The organism is Stenotrophomonas maltophilia group sp. RNC7, from assembly GCF_030910085.1.
GTDB classification, from domain to species: Bacteria; Pseudomonadota; Gammaproteobacteria; order Xanthomonadales; family Xanthomonadaceae; genus Stenotrophomonas; species Stenotrophomonas sepilia.
Window position 1 is genome coordinate 1 of record NZ_JAVFVN010000940.1, and the last position, 14,293, is coordinate 14,293.

General features: G+C 68.8%; 13 protein-coding genes and 1 tRNA gene. 1 reads left to right on the forward strand and 13 read right to left on the reverse strand.

What is annotated here, in order from left to right; genetic code table 11:
* Positions 1 to 51 precede the first annotated feature (51 nt).
* The 7 genes from pepQ to rph form a co-directional block, all read right to left on the reverse strand.
* Entirely contained in the window at positions 52 to 1,383 is a 1,332-nt protein-coding gene (pepQ, locus tag RCF13_RS23735; RefSeq protein WP_231352281.1) for a Xaa-Pro dipeptidase, read from the reverse strand.
* A 75-nt stretch (positions 1,384 to 1,458) separates the two neighbouring features.
* A complete protein-coding gene (locus RCF13_RS23740; RefSeq protein ID WP_005418979.1) occupies positions 1,459 to 1,833 on the reverse strand; it encodes a PilZ domain-containing protein in 375 nt (124 codons plus the stop codon).
* Positions 1,830 to 4,109: a DUF1631 family protein gene (locus RCF13_RS23745; RefSeq protein ID WP_134968831.1), complete on the reverse strand. Its 2,280-nt coding sequence runs from the start codon at positions 4,107 to 4,109 to the stop codon at positions 1,830 to 1,832. The genes RCF13_RS23740 and RCF13_RS23745 overlap by 4 nt, the downstream gene beginning before the upstream one ends.
* Before the next feature lie 201 nt (positions 4,110 to 4,310).
* On the reverse strand, positions 4,311 to 5,537 hold the full coding sequence (hemW, locus tag RCF13_RS23750; RefSeq protein ID WP_134968832.1) for a radical SAM family heme chaperone HemW: 1,227 nt from the start codon (positions 5,535 to 5,537) through the stop codon (positions 4,311 to 4,313).
* A gap of 56 nt (positions 5,538 to 5,593) precedes the next feature.
* Positions 5,594 to 6,190 (reverse strand): RdgB/HAM1 family non-canonical purine NTP pyrophosphatase, encoded by a 597-nt coding sequence (rdgB, locus tag RCF13_RS23755; RefSeq protein WP_134968833.1) that lies wholly within the window; start codon positions 6,188 to 6,190, stop codon positions 5,594 to 5,596.
* Complete coding sequence (locus tag RCF13_RS23760; protein WP_134968834.1) at positions 6,187 to 6,576, reverse strand: VOC family protein; 390 nt, start codon at positions 6,574 to 6,576, stop codon at positions 6,187 to 6,189. The genes rdgB and RCF13_RS23760 overlap by 4 nt, the downstream gene beginning before the upstream one ends.
* Positions 6,573 to 7,298: a ribonuclease PH gene (gene rph / locus RCF13_RS23765; protein WP_049426699.1), complete on the reverse strand. Its 726-nt coding sequence runs from the start codon at positions 7,296 to 7,298 to the stop codon at positions 6,573 to 6,575. The genes RCF13_RS23760 and rph overlap by 4 nt, the downstream gene beginning before the upstream one ends.
* A gap of 125 nt (positions 7,299 to 7,423) precedes the next feature.
* On the opposite strand from rph, the gene RCF13_RS23770 reads away from it, so the two are divergent.
* Positions 7,424 to 8,284 (forward strand): YicC/YloC family endoribonuclease, encoded by an 861-nt coding sequence (locus RCF13_RS23770; protein WP_134968835.1) that lies wholly within the window; start codon positions 7,424 to 7,426, stop codon positions 8,282 to 8,284.
* Between the two features lie 57 nt (positions 8,285 to 8,341).
* On the opposite strand, the gene selD is transcribed toward RCF13_RS23770, so the two are convergent.
* The 6 genes from selD to RCF13_RS23800 form a co-directional block, all read right to left on the reverse strand.
* Positions 8,342 to 9,421, reverse strand: coding sequence for a selenide, water dikinase SelD (gene selD / locus RCF13_RS23775; protein WP_134968836.1), 1,080 nt, complete (start codon positions 9,419 to 9,421; stop codon positions 8,342 to 8,344).
* Positions 9,422 to 9,447: 26 nt separating this feature from the next.
* Positions 9,448 to 9,543: transfer RNA gene (locus RCF13_RS23780), tRNA-Sec, on the reverse strand.
* A 24-nt stretch (positions 9,544 to 9,567) separates the two neighbouring features.
* Positions 9,568 to 11,499, reverse strand: a complete 1,932-nt coding sequence (selB, locus tag RCF13_RS23785; protein ID WP_134968837.1) for a selenocysteine-specific translation elongation factor — start codon at positions 11,497 to 11,499, stop codon at positions 9,568 to 9,570.
* On the reverse strand, positions 11,496 to 12,920 hold the full coding sequence (gene selA, locus RCF13_RS23790; protein WP_061480718.1) for an L-seryl-tRNA(Sec) selenium transferase: 1,425 nt from the start codon (positions 12,918 to 12,920) through the stop codon (positions 11,496 to 11,498). The genes selB and selA overlap by 4 nt, the downstream gene beginning before the upstream one ends.
* 3 nt (positions 12,921 to 12,923) lie before the next feature.
* Positions 12,924 to 13,907: a formate dehydrogenase accessory protein FdhE gene (gene fdhE, locus RCF13_RS23795; RefSeq protein ID WP_154351356.1), complete on the reverse strand. Its 984-nt coding sequence runs from the start codon at positions 13,905 to 13,907 to the stop codon at positions 12,924 to 12,926.
* The coding region (locus RCF13_RS23800; protein ID WP_308141611.1) for a hypothetical protein at positions 13,888 to 14,293 on the reverse strand (406 nt) is incomplete at its 5' end. The genes RCF13_RS23800 and fdhE, both read right to left, overlap by 20 nt.

Sequence of the window (14,293 nt, forward strand, 5' to 3'; positions counted from 1 at the left end):
CCCCGCCCCGCCAAGCGCGGCTATTGCTCCAAGCAGCCAACCACGAGGGGCTCAGCCGTTGGCCGCCGCAAACGCCGGCCGCGTCAGGTTGTCCGCCTCGCCATCAGTGCACAGCACTTCGTCTTCGATGCGGATGCCGCCATACGGACGGAAGAAGTCCACGCGGTCCCAGTTGATCGCATCACCGTGGCCAGCGTCCTTCACTTCATTCAACAGCATGTCGATGAAGTACAGGCCCGGTTCGATGGTCACCACCATGCCCGGCTCCAGCACGCGGGTCAGGCGCAGGTACGGGTGGCCCGCCGGGCGCTCGATGCGGCCGCCTTCGTCGCTGGCCGCGAAACCGGCCACGTCGTGCACCTGCAGGCCGATCAGGTGGCCGATACCATGCGGGAAGAACGCGGCGCTGACGCCGGTCTCCAGCGCGGTCTGCGGCGAGACCTTGATCACGCCGAAGTCCTTCAGTACGCCCATCAGCGAAAGATGTGCGTCCACGTGCAGCTGCTTGTAGTCGAAGCCCGGGCGCACCGCTGCGCACATCTGCTGCTGGGCAGCGTCGACGGCGGCGATCATCGCCGCAAACTCGTCGTGGCCCTGCGCGGCGTAGGTACGGGTGATGTCGCTGGCGTAGCCGTGGGCACTGGCGCCGGCATCGATCAGGAAGCTGCGCAGCGGCTGCGGTGCCTTGCGGCCCAGCTCGGTGTAGTGCAGCACGGCGGCATGTTCGTTCAACGCCACGATATTGCCGTACGGCAGCTCGTTGGCGTCCTGGCCGACCGCCTGGCAGTACGCCATGTGGATGCTGAACTCGTCGGCGCCATTGCGGAATGCGGCCTCGGCAGCGCGGTGGCCGCGCACGCCCAGCACCTGGGCCTGGCGCATCAGTGCGATCTCATACGGTGTCTTGCTGCCGCGGTGCCATTCCAGGTAGTTCACCACCGGGGCCGGGTTGTTCGGCACGTAGCTGCCCAGCGCGCTCTGCGGCTCGCCGAGGATCGCGCAGCGCGATGGATCGGCCGGCAGCAGCGCCAGCGCGTCTTCCGGCTTGCGGATGATGTGGATGTCGAAGTGCTCCACCCACCAGCCGCTGGGCGCGTCCGGCACCACGTGCCAGTAGTCGAAGGGCTGGTGGAAGATCACCGCCGGGCGCTTGCCCGGGGTGAACACAATCCAGCTGTTGGGCACGCGGGTGAGCGGCAGCCAGGCCTTGAACTGGGGGTTCACCGCATACGGATAGTCGCGATCATCGAACACCTGGTAGTGCAGGGTGCCGCTGGGCACCACCAGGTGATCGAAGCCGCCGCGGGCCAGCGCCTGTTCGGCACGTCGGCACAGCACGGCCAGGTGGTCGGAATACAGGGCGCCGGGGTCTTGCTGGATCATTGCGGTGGCTCGACACGGAAAACGGCCCTAGATTCTGCCGCATACCGGGAAAAACCGCTGTGCTGGAACCGGCACTCAGGCCGTCGAAACCGGCCCCTCGTCGCTGTCTTCGCCCACCCACTGGCGCAGCAGCTGCCGATGCTCGCGCGACAGGGTGAGGAAGCGGAAGCCGGTCCAGCTCTGTCCGGGGGCGTGTGCAGGTTCGCTCCACAGCAGGTGCACGCCCACGTCGATGTCCTGGTGGCGGCCGTCGCCCAGCGGCAAGGGGAAGCGCAACTGGTACAGCGCATCCTCGCGCAACGGTGCGCTGGCCAGCATCAGCATGCCGGTTTCGGAGATATTGCCGAGCCGGCCCACCACGCTTTCGCGCATCTGGTCGGTGACCGGTACCAGGTCCGAGACCTGGCGGCGCGGTGCGCGGCGGGTGTCCTGCGGCGGTTGGGTGATCATGCGGAGGTCTCCTGCGTATGGCCGGCCGCCAGTGCACGCAATGCGCCAAGGCTGGCCTCCCAGGCACGGTCAACCAGCCGGGCCTTGTCCTCAGTGACCAGCTGCGCCTGGCCGGCGCTGATCTGCCGGGCCAGCGTATCCAGGTCGGTATCGGCGATCTTCTGCCCGCGCGGATTGACCAGCAGGGCGTGGCCGGTCAGCAGGCTGTACCAGGACAGGCGCTGGCGGCGCAGTGTGCCATCGCCGGTATCGATGTCGAACCAGCTGCCGAAGGGCAGGGAGGACAGCTGCTGGTAAGCGGCTTCCTCGGCACTGCTGCGCGGTGTGGCGGGCGTCGTGCCGGCGGCCGTACCGGCGTGCTCGCCCAGGCGCGCGCGTGCCTTCAGGCGGGCACTGAGTTCGGTACGCGAGGTGCTCTCGTCCTCGCCGCCAGGCGTGGCCAGCCTGCGTGCGACGGCGGCGGCTTCCTCGGCGTGGTAGCCGACCTGCAGCAGGGCGGCCTCGACCTCGGCAGCAAGCGTTGCATCGGTGCCGCCGGGTGCATCAACGGGTTGCGCGGTGATGGCGGCGATGCGTTGGGTCTGCTGCAGGCGTTCCTGCCACTGCGGTGAATCGTCGCCGTGGCGCAGGCGGGTCAGGGTGAGGGCATCGGCCCAGGCCTGGCGCAGCAGGGTCTGCACGAAGCGGGGCGGCTCCTGCGCGTCGCAGCACTGGTCGATCTGTGCACTGGCCTGTCGCCGCGCGAGTTCCAGCCGCTCCTTGCCGCGTGCAGCTTCGACATGGCGGCGTTCGGCCAGCTCGGCGCGATGCGCTGCGGCGCGCTGATGCTGCTGCACGTCCTCGTTCGCGCTGGCGAAGGCCTCCGGCGCCCGCGCATCCTGGCCCAGCAGGCCCTGCACGCTCTGCGCCATGCGCTGCAGCAACTGCGGGTCGACGTCATCGTCGCCCAGCCAGTTGGCGCCGACTTCGGCAATCTGGTTGAGCAGTTCGCGCGCGGGGTGCTCGTCGCGCACGAAGAAGCCGGGGTCGGCCATTGCCGCACGTGCCAGCGGTACCTGCAGGCGCGCCAGCAGGGCGGCCGGCACCGGGTCCGGACGCTGCTGCTGCTGCACCTGCTGCATCAGCATGCGCAGCAGGTCGAGGCTGTCGCGGTCGTGGCTGCCCAGCTGGGCCTGCATGCCATGCTCGCTGCGCAGTTGCGCCACCACGGCCGCCTGCAGGTCCGCCACGCCGGTGGCGGCGCTGGACTGCGCCTGCAGGCGTGCGAGGACCGCATCCACGGCCGCGCTCGGCACTGCATCGCGATCCGCAGGTGCTGCGCTGGCATGGCGTGCCTGCTGCAGCAGCGCATGCAGCGCGCTGCCCGTGGAGGTGGTCAGGCCCGGCAAGGCCGCGCCGGCCGTGCTGTCATCCTGGAAAGCGTCCTGCACCAGGCTCGACCAGGAGCCAGCCGGTGCCGATCCGTTCCAGCCGGTCAGTGGCGCGGCGGCACGCTTTGCCGGCTGCGTGGTGCGACCACCGCCCACCGACTGGGTGATGATCCGCCGGGTGCTCGATGAACGCGCCAGATAGGGGGTGTAGACCAGGCCGGGCAGCACGCCGTGCTGGGCCAACAGGGCATTGGCACGGTCGAGGATGTCGCCCAGGCGTTCCAGCACCTGGCGTTCGAAGCTGCGGTACAGCGCCAGCTGAACGTCGACGGCGAGCGAATCCTGTTCGGCAATCCGGCGCAGCATGGCGCACAGTGCCTGCGGTGCCAGCGGCAGGGTGTCGGCCTCGAAGGCCGGTGCTGCCGCCAGTACGCCCAGGCGTTGGCCCAGCAGGTTCAGCGTGTTGGTCGAGCGCAGCGTTTCCCGCCGCACCATCTCGGTCAGCAGCAGGTCGCGGTCCACTTCATGCTCATCGACCAGCGACAGCCCGAGCATGCCGGGCAGCGGCGGCGGCGTGGAACCGGGGCTGGAGTGGGCCGTGGGTTCGCGCAGCCGTATCAGCGCATCGGCCACGGCATCAAGCATGCGGTCAGCGAAATGACCGGAGAAGGCATGCAACTGGCCGCGCTGGGCCATCAGCTCCGCCTGCAGCTGCGGATTGCGCGCGCGATCCGCGTCGTGCAGCAGCGTCTGCTCCAACGCTTCGATGGTCAGGATCAGCGGCGCGGCCAGCGTTTGCCGGCACAGGCCGATCAACGCGCCCAGCAGCTCACGCACCCGCGGTGGCAGGTCGCTGGCGGCCAGGCGGGCTTTGTCGGCAGAGGTAATGGAAAAGACAGCTGACATCGGCGAGCGGTACCCGGATTCCCGCGGATCGATCTTGTGAATCTACCGTGTCGGCCGCAGTCGGCGCTACTTTAGGGTGAACGTGTCTCACGTCCGCTGGGGAGGGACGACGGATGAACGGTGGTGCCGGTCGCTGGCCGGCAACGCTGTCTCCACCGGAGTACCGGCCAGCGGCCGGCGCTACCCGCTACGGCGGAAGGTTTAGTCCTCCAGGAACAGGCTCACCACGTCGTTGGTGAACCGGCGGCCCAGCTCGGTCGGCTGCACGTGGCCCTCCGCCACGTCCAGCCAGCCGCGCTGCACGGCCTCGCCCAGGGGCGCGTCCAGCACGCTGCGCGGCAGCCCGGTGCGCGACTCGAAATCGCGCAGGCCGAAACCTTCGTGCAGGCGCAGCAGGTTGAGCATGTACTCAAACGGCAGCCGCTCCGGCGCGATCACGTTGTCACCACCGAACGAGGCCGGGGTGCCCGCGCTGTCCAGGTAGGCCTGCGGATGCTTCAGCTTCCAGCGGCGCAGCACGTGTTCTTCGGCACCCGAGCTGATCTTGCCGTGCGCGCCGGCACCGATGCCCAGATAGTCACCGAAGCGCCAGTAGTTCAGGTTGTGCGCACTCTGCCGACCGGGGCGTGCGTAGGCGCTGACTTCGTACTGGCTGAAACCGGCCTGCGCCAGCAGCGCCTGGCAGTGCTCCTGCATGTCCCAGGCATTGTCTTCATCGGGAATGCCCTGCGGCGGACGCGCGAAGAACACCGTGTTCGGTTCCAGGGTCAGCTGGTAGTGCGAGATATGGGCCGGTTGCAGTGCAAATGCACGTTCTAGATCGGCCTCGGCACCGGCCAGGGTCTGTTCCGGCAGCGCGTACATCAGGTCGATGTTGACGTTGTCGTAGCCCGCGTCCTGCGCCATCTTCACCGCGCGCTCGGCTTCGCCACTGTCGTGGATGCGGCCCAGGCGCTTGAGCATGGCGTCGTCGAAACTCTGGATGCCGAAGCTGAGGCGGTTCACGCCGGCCGCGCGGTAGCGGTCGAAGCGGCCATGCTCGGCGGTGCCCGGGTTGGTTTCCAGCGTGATTTCGGCATTGGGCGCGAAGCGCAGGCGTGCGCTGGCCTGCTGCAGGAAACGGTCGATCGCTTCCGGCGGGAACAGGCTGGGCGTACCGCCGCCGAAGAACACGCTGTGCACCACCCGGCCCCAGACCAGTGGCAGGTCCTGGTCCAGGTCACGCAGCAGCGCGTCGATGTAGGCATCGAACGGCAGTTCACCCTTGGCCTGGTGCGAATTGAAATCGCAGTACGGGCACTTGCGCACGCACCACGGCAGGTGCACGTACAGCGACAGCGGTGGCGGCACCAGCCGCGGTGGGCTGTCGTGGGCAGCGGAGCAGGCTTCGCCGGGCAGGTGGTTGCAGTGGTCGTGGGCGTGCGGCATGGGCTTCATCGGTAGTGCCGGCCACTGGCCGGCTTCCCTGGTTCGATCAGGCGGCGTCAGTACAGCGTCGCCAGCTGCTGCTTGAGCTGCTGCAGGGCGATGGCACGGTGGCTGATGGCATTCTTCAGTGCCGGCTCCATTTCCGCGGCGGTCAGGCCGTGGGTGGTGTCCAGGAACACCGGGTTGTAGCCGAAACCATTCGTGCCACGCAGCTCGCGGATGATCTGCCCTTCCCAGCGGCCTTCGCAGATCAGCGGCTGCGGGTCGGTGGCGTGGCGCAGCAGCACGATCACCGCGTAGAAGCGGGCGCTGCGCTGGCCGTCGGGCACTGCGGCCATCGCGTCCAGCAGCTTGGCGTTGTTGGCCGCGGCGTTGGTCGGGTGGCCGGCATAGCGCGCGCTGTACAGGCCCGGTGCACCACCCAGGGCATCGACGATCAGGCCGGAATCATCGGCCAGCGCCGGCAGGCCGGTCGCTTCGCAGGCCGCGCGTGCCTTCAGCAGCGCATTCTCGACGAAGGTCAGGCCGGTCTCTTCCACGTCGCCCAGGCCCAGTTCGGCGGCCGAGGTGATCTGCAGCGGCAGGTCGGCGAGGATCTCCTGCATCTCCACCAGCTTGCCGGCGTTGTGGCTGGCCAGTACCAGTTTCTTCATTGACGGGGCTCCAGCAGGTCCCAGGTGTTGCCATACAGATCGCGGAACACCGCGACCGTTGCATAGGGTTCTTCGCGCGGCGCTTCCAGGAACTCGACGCCGGCGGCCAGCATCGCCGCGTGGTCGCGGTGGAAGTCGTCGGTGTTGAGGAAGAAGGCGACGCGGCCACCGGTTTGGTTGCCGATGCGGCTGCGCTGTGCCTCGTCGCTGGCACGGGCCAGCAACAGGGCGGCGGCGCTGCCGTCGGTCGGGCCGACCACCACCCAGCGCTTGCGGCCCTGGTCGATGTCTTCCAGCAGCGTGAAGCCGAGCTTGCCGGTGTACCAGGCAATGGCTTCGTCATAGTCGGCCACCACCAGGGTGGTCAGGGCAAGGCGCCGGTTCATGCCGACAGCGCCGCCTGCTGCGCGGCCAGCAGCTCGGCCACGCCCTTTTCGGCCAGGCCCAGCAGCGCGTCCAGTTCATCGCGACGGAAGGCGTGGCCTTCGGCGGTGCCCTGCAGTTCGATGAAGCCGCCACCGTCGTTCATCACCACGTTCATGTCGGTGTCGCAGTCGCTGTCTTCGGCGTAGTCCAGGTCCAGCACCGGGGTGCCGCGGTACACGCCCACCGACACCGCCGCCACTGCGCCCAGGATCGGGTTGCGCTTGATGTCGCCACGCTTCATCAGCACGTTCACCGCATCGACCAGGGCCACGTAGGCGCCGGTGATGGCGGCAGTGCGGGTGCCACCGTCGGCCTGCAGCACGTCGCAGTCGAGGGTGATGGTGCGTTCGCCCAGCGCGTTGCGGTCCACGCACGCGCGCAGGCTGCGGCCGATCAGGCGCTGGATCTCCAGTGTGCGGCCGCCCTGCTTGCCACGGGCCGCTTCACGGTCGCTGCGGGTGTGGGTGGCGCGCGGCAGCATGCCGTACTCGGCGGTGACCCAGCCTTCGCCCTTGCCGCGCAGGAAGCCCGGCACGCGGTTCTCGACGCTGGCGGTGCACAGCACACGGGTTTCACCGAAGCACACCAGTACCGACCCTTCGGCGTGGCGGGTGAAGCCGCGTTGGATGACGACCGGGCGGAGCTGGTCGGGCTGGCGGCCGCTGGGGCGGGAATCGGACATGGTGCGGGGTTCCGTAATGGCGAGGGAGTACGCCGCCACGCCCGCGGCCTTCACGGGGCGGGCAAGGGGGCTCTGGTGAGGGCGCTAGGGTACCATTCCCCCTTTGCACGCACCGGACACATTCCATGATTCGAAGCATGACCGCCTATGCCGGCGGCGAGCGGGTCACCCCGTGGGGCACGCTGGGCTGCGAGCTGCGCTCGGTCAACCACCGCTTCCTGGAGGTCGGCACCCGCCTGCCCGAAGAACTGCGGGCGCTGGAACCGCAGCTGCGCGAGCGCATCGCCGCACGCCTGAGCCGTGGCAAGCTGGATCTGGTGATGCGCCTGCGTGCACCGGAGGCAGCGGCCAACCTGCAGGTGGACGAGGCCCTGCTGGGCCAGCTGGGCCGCCTGGCGCACCGGCTGACCTCTGATTTCCCCAATCTGCAGGTCAGCTTCACCGAGCTGCTGCAGCTGCCCGGCGTGACCCGCGGCGAGGCCACCGATGCCGCCGCCCTGCAGGCCGAGGCACTGGCCCTGCTGGACCAGGTGCTGGAGGGCTTCGTCGAGGCCCGTGAGCGCGAAGGCGGAAAGCTGTCGGCGGCCATCAGTGAGCGCGTGGACGGCATCGAACGCATCGCCATCGAAGTGCGCACCTTGATTCCGGCCATTCGCGACGGCCAGCGCGCCAAGCTGGCTGCACGCCTGGCCGACCTGCCGCACCCGGTCGATTCCGGCCGCGCCGAGCAGGAACTGGTGCTCTGGCTGCAGAAGCTGGACGTGGATGAGGAGCTGGATCGCCTTGGCAGCCACATTGTCGAGATCCGCCGCGTGCTCAAGCAGCGCGAGCCGGTCGGTCGCCGCCTGGACTTCCTGCTGCAGGAGTTCAACCGCGAAGCCAATACGCTGGGCTCGAAGTCGGTGGACAGCCGTACGTCCAATGCCGCGGTGGAGCTGAAGGTGCTGATCGACCAGATCCGCGAACAGGTGCAGAACATCGAGTGATGCTGCATCCCGCGGTACAGCAGGGGCGTCTTCGGGCGCCCTTGTCGTTTCAGCGCATCAGCGCACGCTGACGCCCGGCGTTCCCTCGCCCAACCGTCCCACCACAGCCGCCTGGCTGAACCCTGCGTCGTGGAAGCAGGCCAGCACCGCGTCCACCGCTTCAGGGGCGCAGGACACCAGCAGCCCACCGCTGGTCTGTGGGTCGGTCAGCAGCGGCTGCCAGTGTGCCGACAACCCATCGGCGAAACGCACCTCCGCACCATACGAGGCCCAGTTGCGATTGGAGGCGCCGGTCAAGCAGCCGCGCTGCAGCAGGTCCAAGGCCTGCGGCAGCAGCGGGATCTGCGCGCTGTCCACTTCGGCGGCAACGCCACTGGCCCGGCACACTTCCAGCAGGTGGCCGAGCAGGCCGAAACCGGTGACGTCGGTCATTGCGTGCACACCGTCCAGCGCGGCCAGCGGCACGCCCACGGTATTCAGGCGGGTGGTCGACGCGATCATCTGCTGGTAGCCCTCGGCATCCAGCACTTCTTTCTTCAGCGCCGACGAATACACGCCCACGCCCAGCGGCTTGCCCAGCACCAGTACATCGCCGGCGCGGGCATCGGCATTGCGCCTGAGCCGCTGCGGGTCGAGCACGCCGATCGCGGCCAGGCCATAGATGGGTTCCACCGAATCGATGCTGTGGCCTCCAGCGACCACGATGCCGGCATCGGCGCAGGCACGCTCGCCGCCCTGCAGGATGCCGCGGATGGTCTCCTGCGGCAGCGTGTTGATCGGCATGCCGACGATGGCCAGCGCGAACAATGGTCGTGCCCCCATCGCATACAGGTCCGACAGCGCGTTGGTGGCAGCGATGCGGCCGAAGTCGAACGGGTCGTCCACAATCGGCATGAAGAAATCGGTAGTGGCGACGATTGCCTGGCGATCATCGAGGCGGTACACCGCGGCGTCGTCGCTGGTCTCGCGGCCGACCAGCAGTTCGGCCGGTGCCGGAAGCGCTGGCACGCCCCGCAGCAGTTCGGACAGCACGCCCGGCGCGATCTTGCAGCCGCAGCCGCCGCCGTGTGCCAGCGAAGTCAGTCGTTGCGGGGCATCGGCCGTTGAAGGGGCGGGGGACTGCGCGTGCGTGGCCATGCCGACATCTCCTGCGGAAACACCAATGGCGGAAGGCAGCAGGAGTCGAACCTACCAGGGAACGATCGACGCCCCCTACTGGGTTTGAAGCCCAGCCGCATGCCCGGATGCGCATGCCTTCCGAAAGTACGGCGGCACCGGTGGGCTCATTCGCGGGCTGCGTTCCACTGCAGGTCGCCGCGCGGCCGATGCTGGTCACCGACGCGTCGAGTGTAGCCAACGCGGTTGAAGAACTCCAAGATCTGGATGCTGCGCTTGCGGCCCAGGCCGATGGCATCGCGGAAGGTGGCCGCATCCACCGTGCCGGTGGCCTGCGACAGCTGCGCGACGATCGCGGCCAGCTCGGCAATGCGGGCCGGTGCATAGAACAGGTCCGGCACCACCTGGAACAGTTCGCCACGCGCAGTGGCGCGGCGCAGGACGGCGCGGACCTCGTCTTCGGCCAGACCGGCGTCGGTGGCCAGCGTGCGCACCCACGGTGGATCAAAGCGACCGGCGTGCAGTTGCGGCAGCACGCGTTCCAGCAGAAGTCGCTCGCGTTCCGGCGGCGCATGGTCATGGCCGGGCAGGCGCCACCAGGCGCCCACGCGCTGCACGCTGCCGTCGTCCAGCAGGCCCTGCAGCAGAGCATTCCACAGGCTCGTTGCAAGCGCGGGCAGCGTACTGCGCTGCAGGCGCCCGCTATCAACACCGGGTTCATCCGGACGTCGCTCGTGCCAGCTGCGCAGCGACATGGTCACCTGTTCGCGAAGCGCCTGCCAGTGCGAAGCAAGGATGACCACCGTGTCTTCGCGGGTGACGATGCGCTGTGTGTCTGCAGGCAGATCGATCCGGTCGGCCGCGCGCCGGCAGTAGCGTTGCAGGGCGGCCATGGCTATGCCGAAGGAAGCCTGCTGCAACAGCGGACCGATTCCAGCACCTGTGGCCAGCTGCTCCAGTGCGCCCAGCCAGGCGAGCCGTGCCGGGCTGCGCCGGCGCCGCTGTGGTGGGTCCGGATCGAGCACGATGCCACCGCCCAACGTGCGGATCGCCGCTGAATCACGGGCGATGAAGCGATCACCACACATCGCGCAGACCGGGGCATCGAACACCAGCTGCACCAACTGTCCATCACCGTGATCGTCGTCCTCCAGCAGCACCACATGGGCCTGCCGATGCATCGTGCCCCAGTGGATGTGCAGCGGCGCCCAGTCCCGCAACGGTGCGGCCAGTGCGGAAAGCCGCAGGCGTACGTCGACGCGACGGGTCGCCCGTAGCGCACGTGGATCGGCGATCCAGTCGCCGCGGTGGATGTCGTCGCGGGCGATGGCGGCCAGGTTCAACGCGCAGCGCTGCCCGGCCATGGCGTGTTCGCTGGCCTGGTTCTGCGCGTGGATGCTGCGTACGCGCACGTCCGTGGCGGCCGGCATCAGCTGCAGATGCTCACCCACGGCAGCGATGCCGCCGTGCGCTGCGCCGGTCACCAGCGTGCCGTGGCCGGCCAGCGAGAACACGCGGTCCACCGGCATGCGGAACAGCTCGCCGCGCAGTTCGGCCTGGCGCGTGTTGGCGTCGTCCGACGCCCACGCGTGCAGCTGGGTACGCAGCGCGTTGATGCCAGCATCGTCGGGTACGGTGCTGTTGCAGGCGAATACGGGGGAATCCTGCAGCGGCGTTCCGGCCAGCAGCGCGGCGATCTCGATCTCGACCCGGGCGATGCGCGCGGCGTCCACGCGGTCGATCTTGGTCAGGGCGACTGCACCGCGATCCACGCCCAGCAACTGCAGGATTGCCAGGTGCTCGCGGGTCTGCGGCATCACACCGTCGTCGGCGGCGATCACCAGCAGGGCGACATCGATGCCGGTGGCGCCGGCCACCATCGTATGCACGAAGCGTTCATGGCCCGGCACATCGACGAAACCCAGCGTCGCCTCGGCATTCCCTCCGCCTGTGTTCTCCACCGGGACATAGGCATAGCCCAGCTCGATGGAGATGCCGCGTGTGCGTTCTTCCTGCAGGCGATCGGTTTCGATGCCGGTCAGTGCGCGCACCAGGCTGGTCTTGCCATGGTCGATATGCCCGGCGGTGCCAACGATCATGCCTGCAGCGTGCTCCATTGCGCGAGGAAGGCGGCTTCGTCAGTGGGTTCCAGGCAGCGCAGGTCCAGCCAAAGCGCGTCATCGGCAATGCGGCCCAGCACCGGCCGCGGCAGCTGGCGCAAGCGCTTGGCCAAGCGATCCAGCCCGCCGCGGCGCGCGCTGGTAACGCGCAGTCCGGCGCTGGCCAGCTGCGCCTGTGGCTGCGCGCCGCTGCCGATCTGGCTGTACATCGAAGCCCGTTCAAGCGCATAGTCGGCGGCCAGCGACGCGCGCATCGGCTGCAGCAGGCGGTGTGCCTGCTCGTCGATGTCATCCCGCAGGCGCGAAAGGCTGCGCAGGGTCGGCAGCCGCAGTGCCAGCAGTTCCGGTTCGCGGTACAGGGCCAGCACGGCTTCCAGTGCGGCCAGGCCCATCTTGTCCATGCGCAGCGCCCGCTTGAGCGGGTTGCGGTTGATCCGCGCGATCAGGTCGGCGCGGCCGGCGATGATCCCGGCCTGGGGGCCGCCCAGCAGTTTGTCGCCACTGAACGAAACCAGATCGGCGCCGGCCGCCAGTGCTTCCTGCACGGTGGGCTCGTGCGGCAGGCCGAAGGCCGCCAGGTCGCACAGGCTGCCACTGCCCAGGTCCACCACCAGCGGCAGGCCGTGCTCGTGCGCGATCGCAGCCATTGCCGCAGTGTCGACCTTGGCGGTGAAACCGGTGATCGCGTAGTTGCTGGCATGCACTTCCATCAGCAACGCGGTACGGGCGCCGATGGCATGGGCGAAGTCGGCCGGGTGGGTACGGTTGGTGGTGCCCACTTCCAGCAGTCGCGCGCCGGCGCTGCGCATCACATCGGGAATGCGGAAGGCGCCGCCGATCTCCACCAGTTCGCCGCGCGAGACGACCACCTCGCGGCGGTTGGCCAGGCTGTTGAGCAGCAGCAGGACCGCCGCCGCATTGTTGTTGACCACGGTGGCGGCTTCGGCGCCCGTCAGTTCGCAGACCAGCGCCTGCACCCGTGCATCGCGGTCGCCGCGGCGGCCGCGGGTGATGTCGAATTCCAGATCGACCGGCGCTGTCATTGCGCGGGTGACCGCCTGCACGGCGACATTGGGCAACAGGGCGCGGCCCAGGTTGGTGTGCAGCACGGTGCCGGTCAGGTTGAAGATCGGCTGCAGGTCCAGCCGTGCATCGGCCGCCAGTGCGGCGTCGAGCGCCGCGACCAGCGACGGGCCGTTGATGGCCTGTTCGAGGCGTTCGGCCGAGAGCTGCGCGGCGCTGATACGGTCGCGTAGTTCCTGCAGGTGTGCGCGCAGCAGTTGGGTGATGCGGCTGCGGCCGTGGCGTTCGATCATGGCCGATAACGCAGGCAGGCGCAGCAGCCGGTCCAGCGAAGGCAGGGCGGCGGCCGATGCCGGTGTGGCGTGCGAGCGTGGCATAGGTCAGTCGCCGTCGGATTGCCACAGCAGCGGGTTCTGGCTGGCGCGCGCATAGCCTTCCTCGGCCAGCAGCAGGTCCAGCGCCAGCGTGCCGAGGTCATCGGCCACCGGCTCCAGTGACGGATCTTTCTCCAGGTACAGGATCTTGCGATAGCTGTGGCAGTGGTCGCAGGTCTCGGCGCGCACCGCACTCTCGCGCACCGCCTCGCCGCGGTCACCGTCCACATCGGCCAGGGCGCGATAGGCAATGTCCTTGCCTGCGGCGCCGCACTGGCTGCACTGCACGCGCACGTAATGCCACTGGCAGGCACACAGCGAGCACGACAGGTAGCGATAGGCGGCGTAGGGCGGGCGCGCCTGCACCACGCTGGCCACCGGCAGCGTGCCACAGAGCGGGCACAGCCCCGGTGCATCGGCCAGCGGCTTCAGGTCGGTCGGATGGAAGCTGGCGGCGAGCACCGCCCAGTACACCTGCAGCGCGTTCATCACCAGCAGCGCAGCGACGGCGTCGACCGAGGGCGCGTCATCGCGTTCCAGCACCGCATGCGCCTGTGCATCCAGCCACGCATCATCAGCAGCCGCGACGCGCTGCAGCTCCTGCCGGGTTTCCGCAGGCAGCCCGGCCTCGTCGGCACAGTGCCGGCACAGCGTGCGCAGCCAGTCGCGCCAGCGCCCATCCAGTTGCAGCGCGTTGGCCGGCCGCAATGGCATGCCGGCGCCGGCCGCCGCGCTCGACTGCTGTGCACGCGCCTGTGCCTGCAGGTCCTCGCGTTGCTGCGGTGTCAGATCCTCCAGCAGCGCCTGCTGTGCATCGGCCAGCGCCGCCAGCAGCTGCAGGTAGCCGCCGATGGCACTGTGCGCGGCGAGGCTGCGCAGGCGTGCCGCGCGCGTAGCAAACAGTGACTCGGTATCAGGCAGGATGATGCGCGGCACATCGCGCGAGGCGAGCGTCTCGATCTCACCGGGTTCAAGGATGCGTTGCGCCATGCAGGGCCAGCCAGAAGAACCAGGCTCCATCCTCGCTGTTGTCGGCGCTGGCGTCCAGCGTGTTGCCGGCCATTTGAAAGGTTGGGGTCAGATCCGTTTTCCACAGGAAAACGGATCTGACCCCATCGGTTGGTTGAAAGTGGATCCCGAGCGCTGGTCGGGATTCGATCAGTGCCGACCAACGGTCGGCACCCACCGACAGATCGCGGCCAACTGTCGAAGGCGGGGTGGATCCGGTTGCGGGAGCGTGAGCCGCATGGGCCCGAGGCATGCCTCGGGCGGGTTGGGCAGGACGCCCAACCCCGGTCTTGCCGCGTGCGCAGGATTGCGCACACGAGCAAGCGGCGACCGAGCTTACATGGGTGAGGGCGCTTTGCTTGCGAAGC

Excerpts from the sequence above, each read along its gene's own strand:
- pepQ (WP_231352281.1), bottom strand. The coding sequence starts at position 1,383 with ATGATCCAGCAAGACCCCGGCGCCCTGTATTCCGACCACCTGGCCGTG.
- RCF13_RS23740 (WP_005418979.1), bottom strand. The coding sequence starts at position 1,833 with ATGATCACCCAACCGCCGCAGGACACCCGCCGCGCACCGCGCCGCCAG.
- rdgB (WP_134968833.1), bottom strand. The coding sequence starts at position 6,190 with ATGAAGAAACTGGTACTGGCCAGCCACAACGCCGGCAAGCTGGTGGAG.
- fdhE (WP_154351356.1), bottom strand. The coding sequence starts at position 13,907 with ATGGCGCAACGCATCCTTGAACCCGGTGAGATCGAGACGCTCGCCTCG.
- selD (WP_134968836.1), bottom strand. The coding sequence starts at position 9,421 with ATGGCCACGCACGCGCAGTCCCCCGCCCCTTCAACGGCCGATGCCCCG.
- RCF13_RS23745 (WP_134968831.1), bottom strand. The coding sequence starts at position 4,109 with ATGTCAGCTGTCTTTTCCATTACCTCTGCCGACAAAGCCCGCCTGGCC.
- RCF13_RS23760 (WP_134968834.1), bottom strand. The coding sequence starts at position 6,576 with ATGAACCGGCGCCTTGCCCTGACCACCCTGGTGGTGGCCGACTATGAC.
- selA (WP_061480718.1), bottom strand. The coding sequence starts at position 12,920 with ATGCCACGCTCGCACGCCACACCGGCATCGGCCGCCGCCCTGCCTTCG.
- rph (WP_049426699.1), bottom strand. The coding sequence starts at position 7,298 with ATGTCCGATTCCCGCCCCAGCGGCCGCCAGCCCGACCAGCTCCGCCCG.
- RCF13_RS23770 (WP_134968835.1), top strand. The coding sequence starts at position 7,424 with ATGATTCGAAGCATGACCGCCTATGCCGGCGGCGAGCGGGTCACCCCG.
- hemW (WP_134968832.1), bottom strand. The coding sequence starts at position 5,537 with ATGCCGCACGCCCACGACCACTGCAACCACCTGCCCGGCGAAGCCTGC.
- selB (WP_134968837.1), bottom strand. The coding sequence starts at position 11,499 with ATGATCGTTGGCACCGCCGGGCATATCGACCATGGCAAGACCAGCCTG.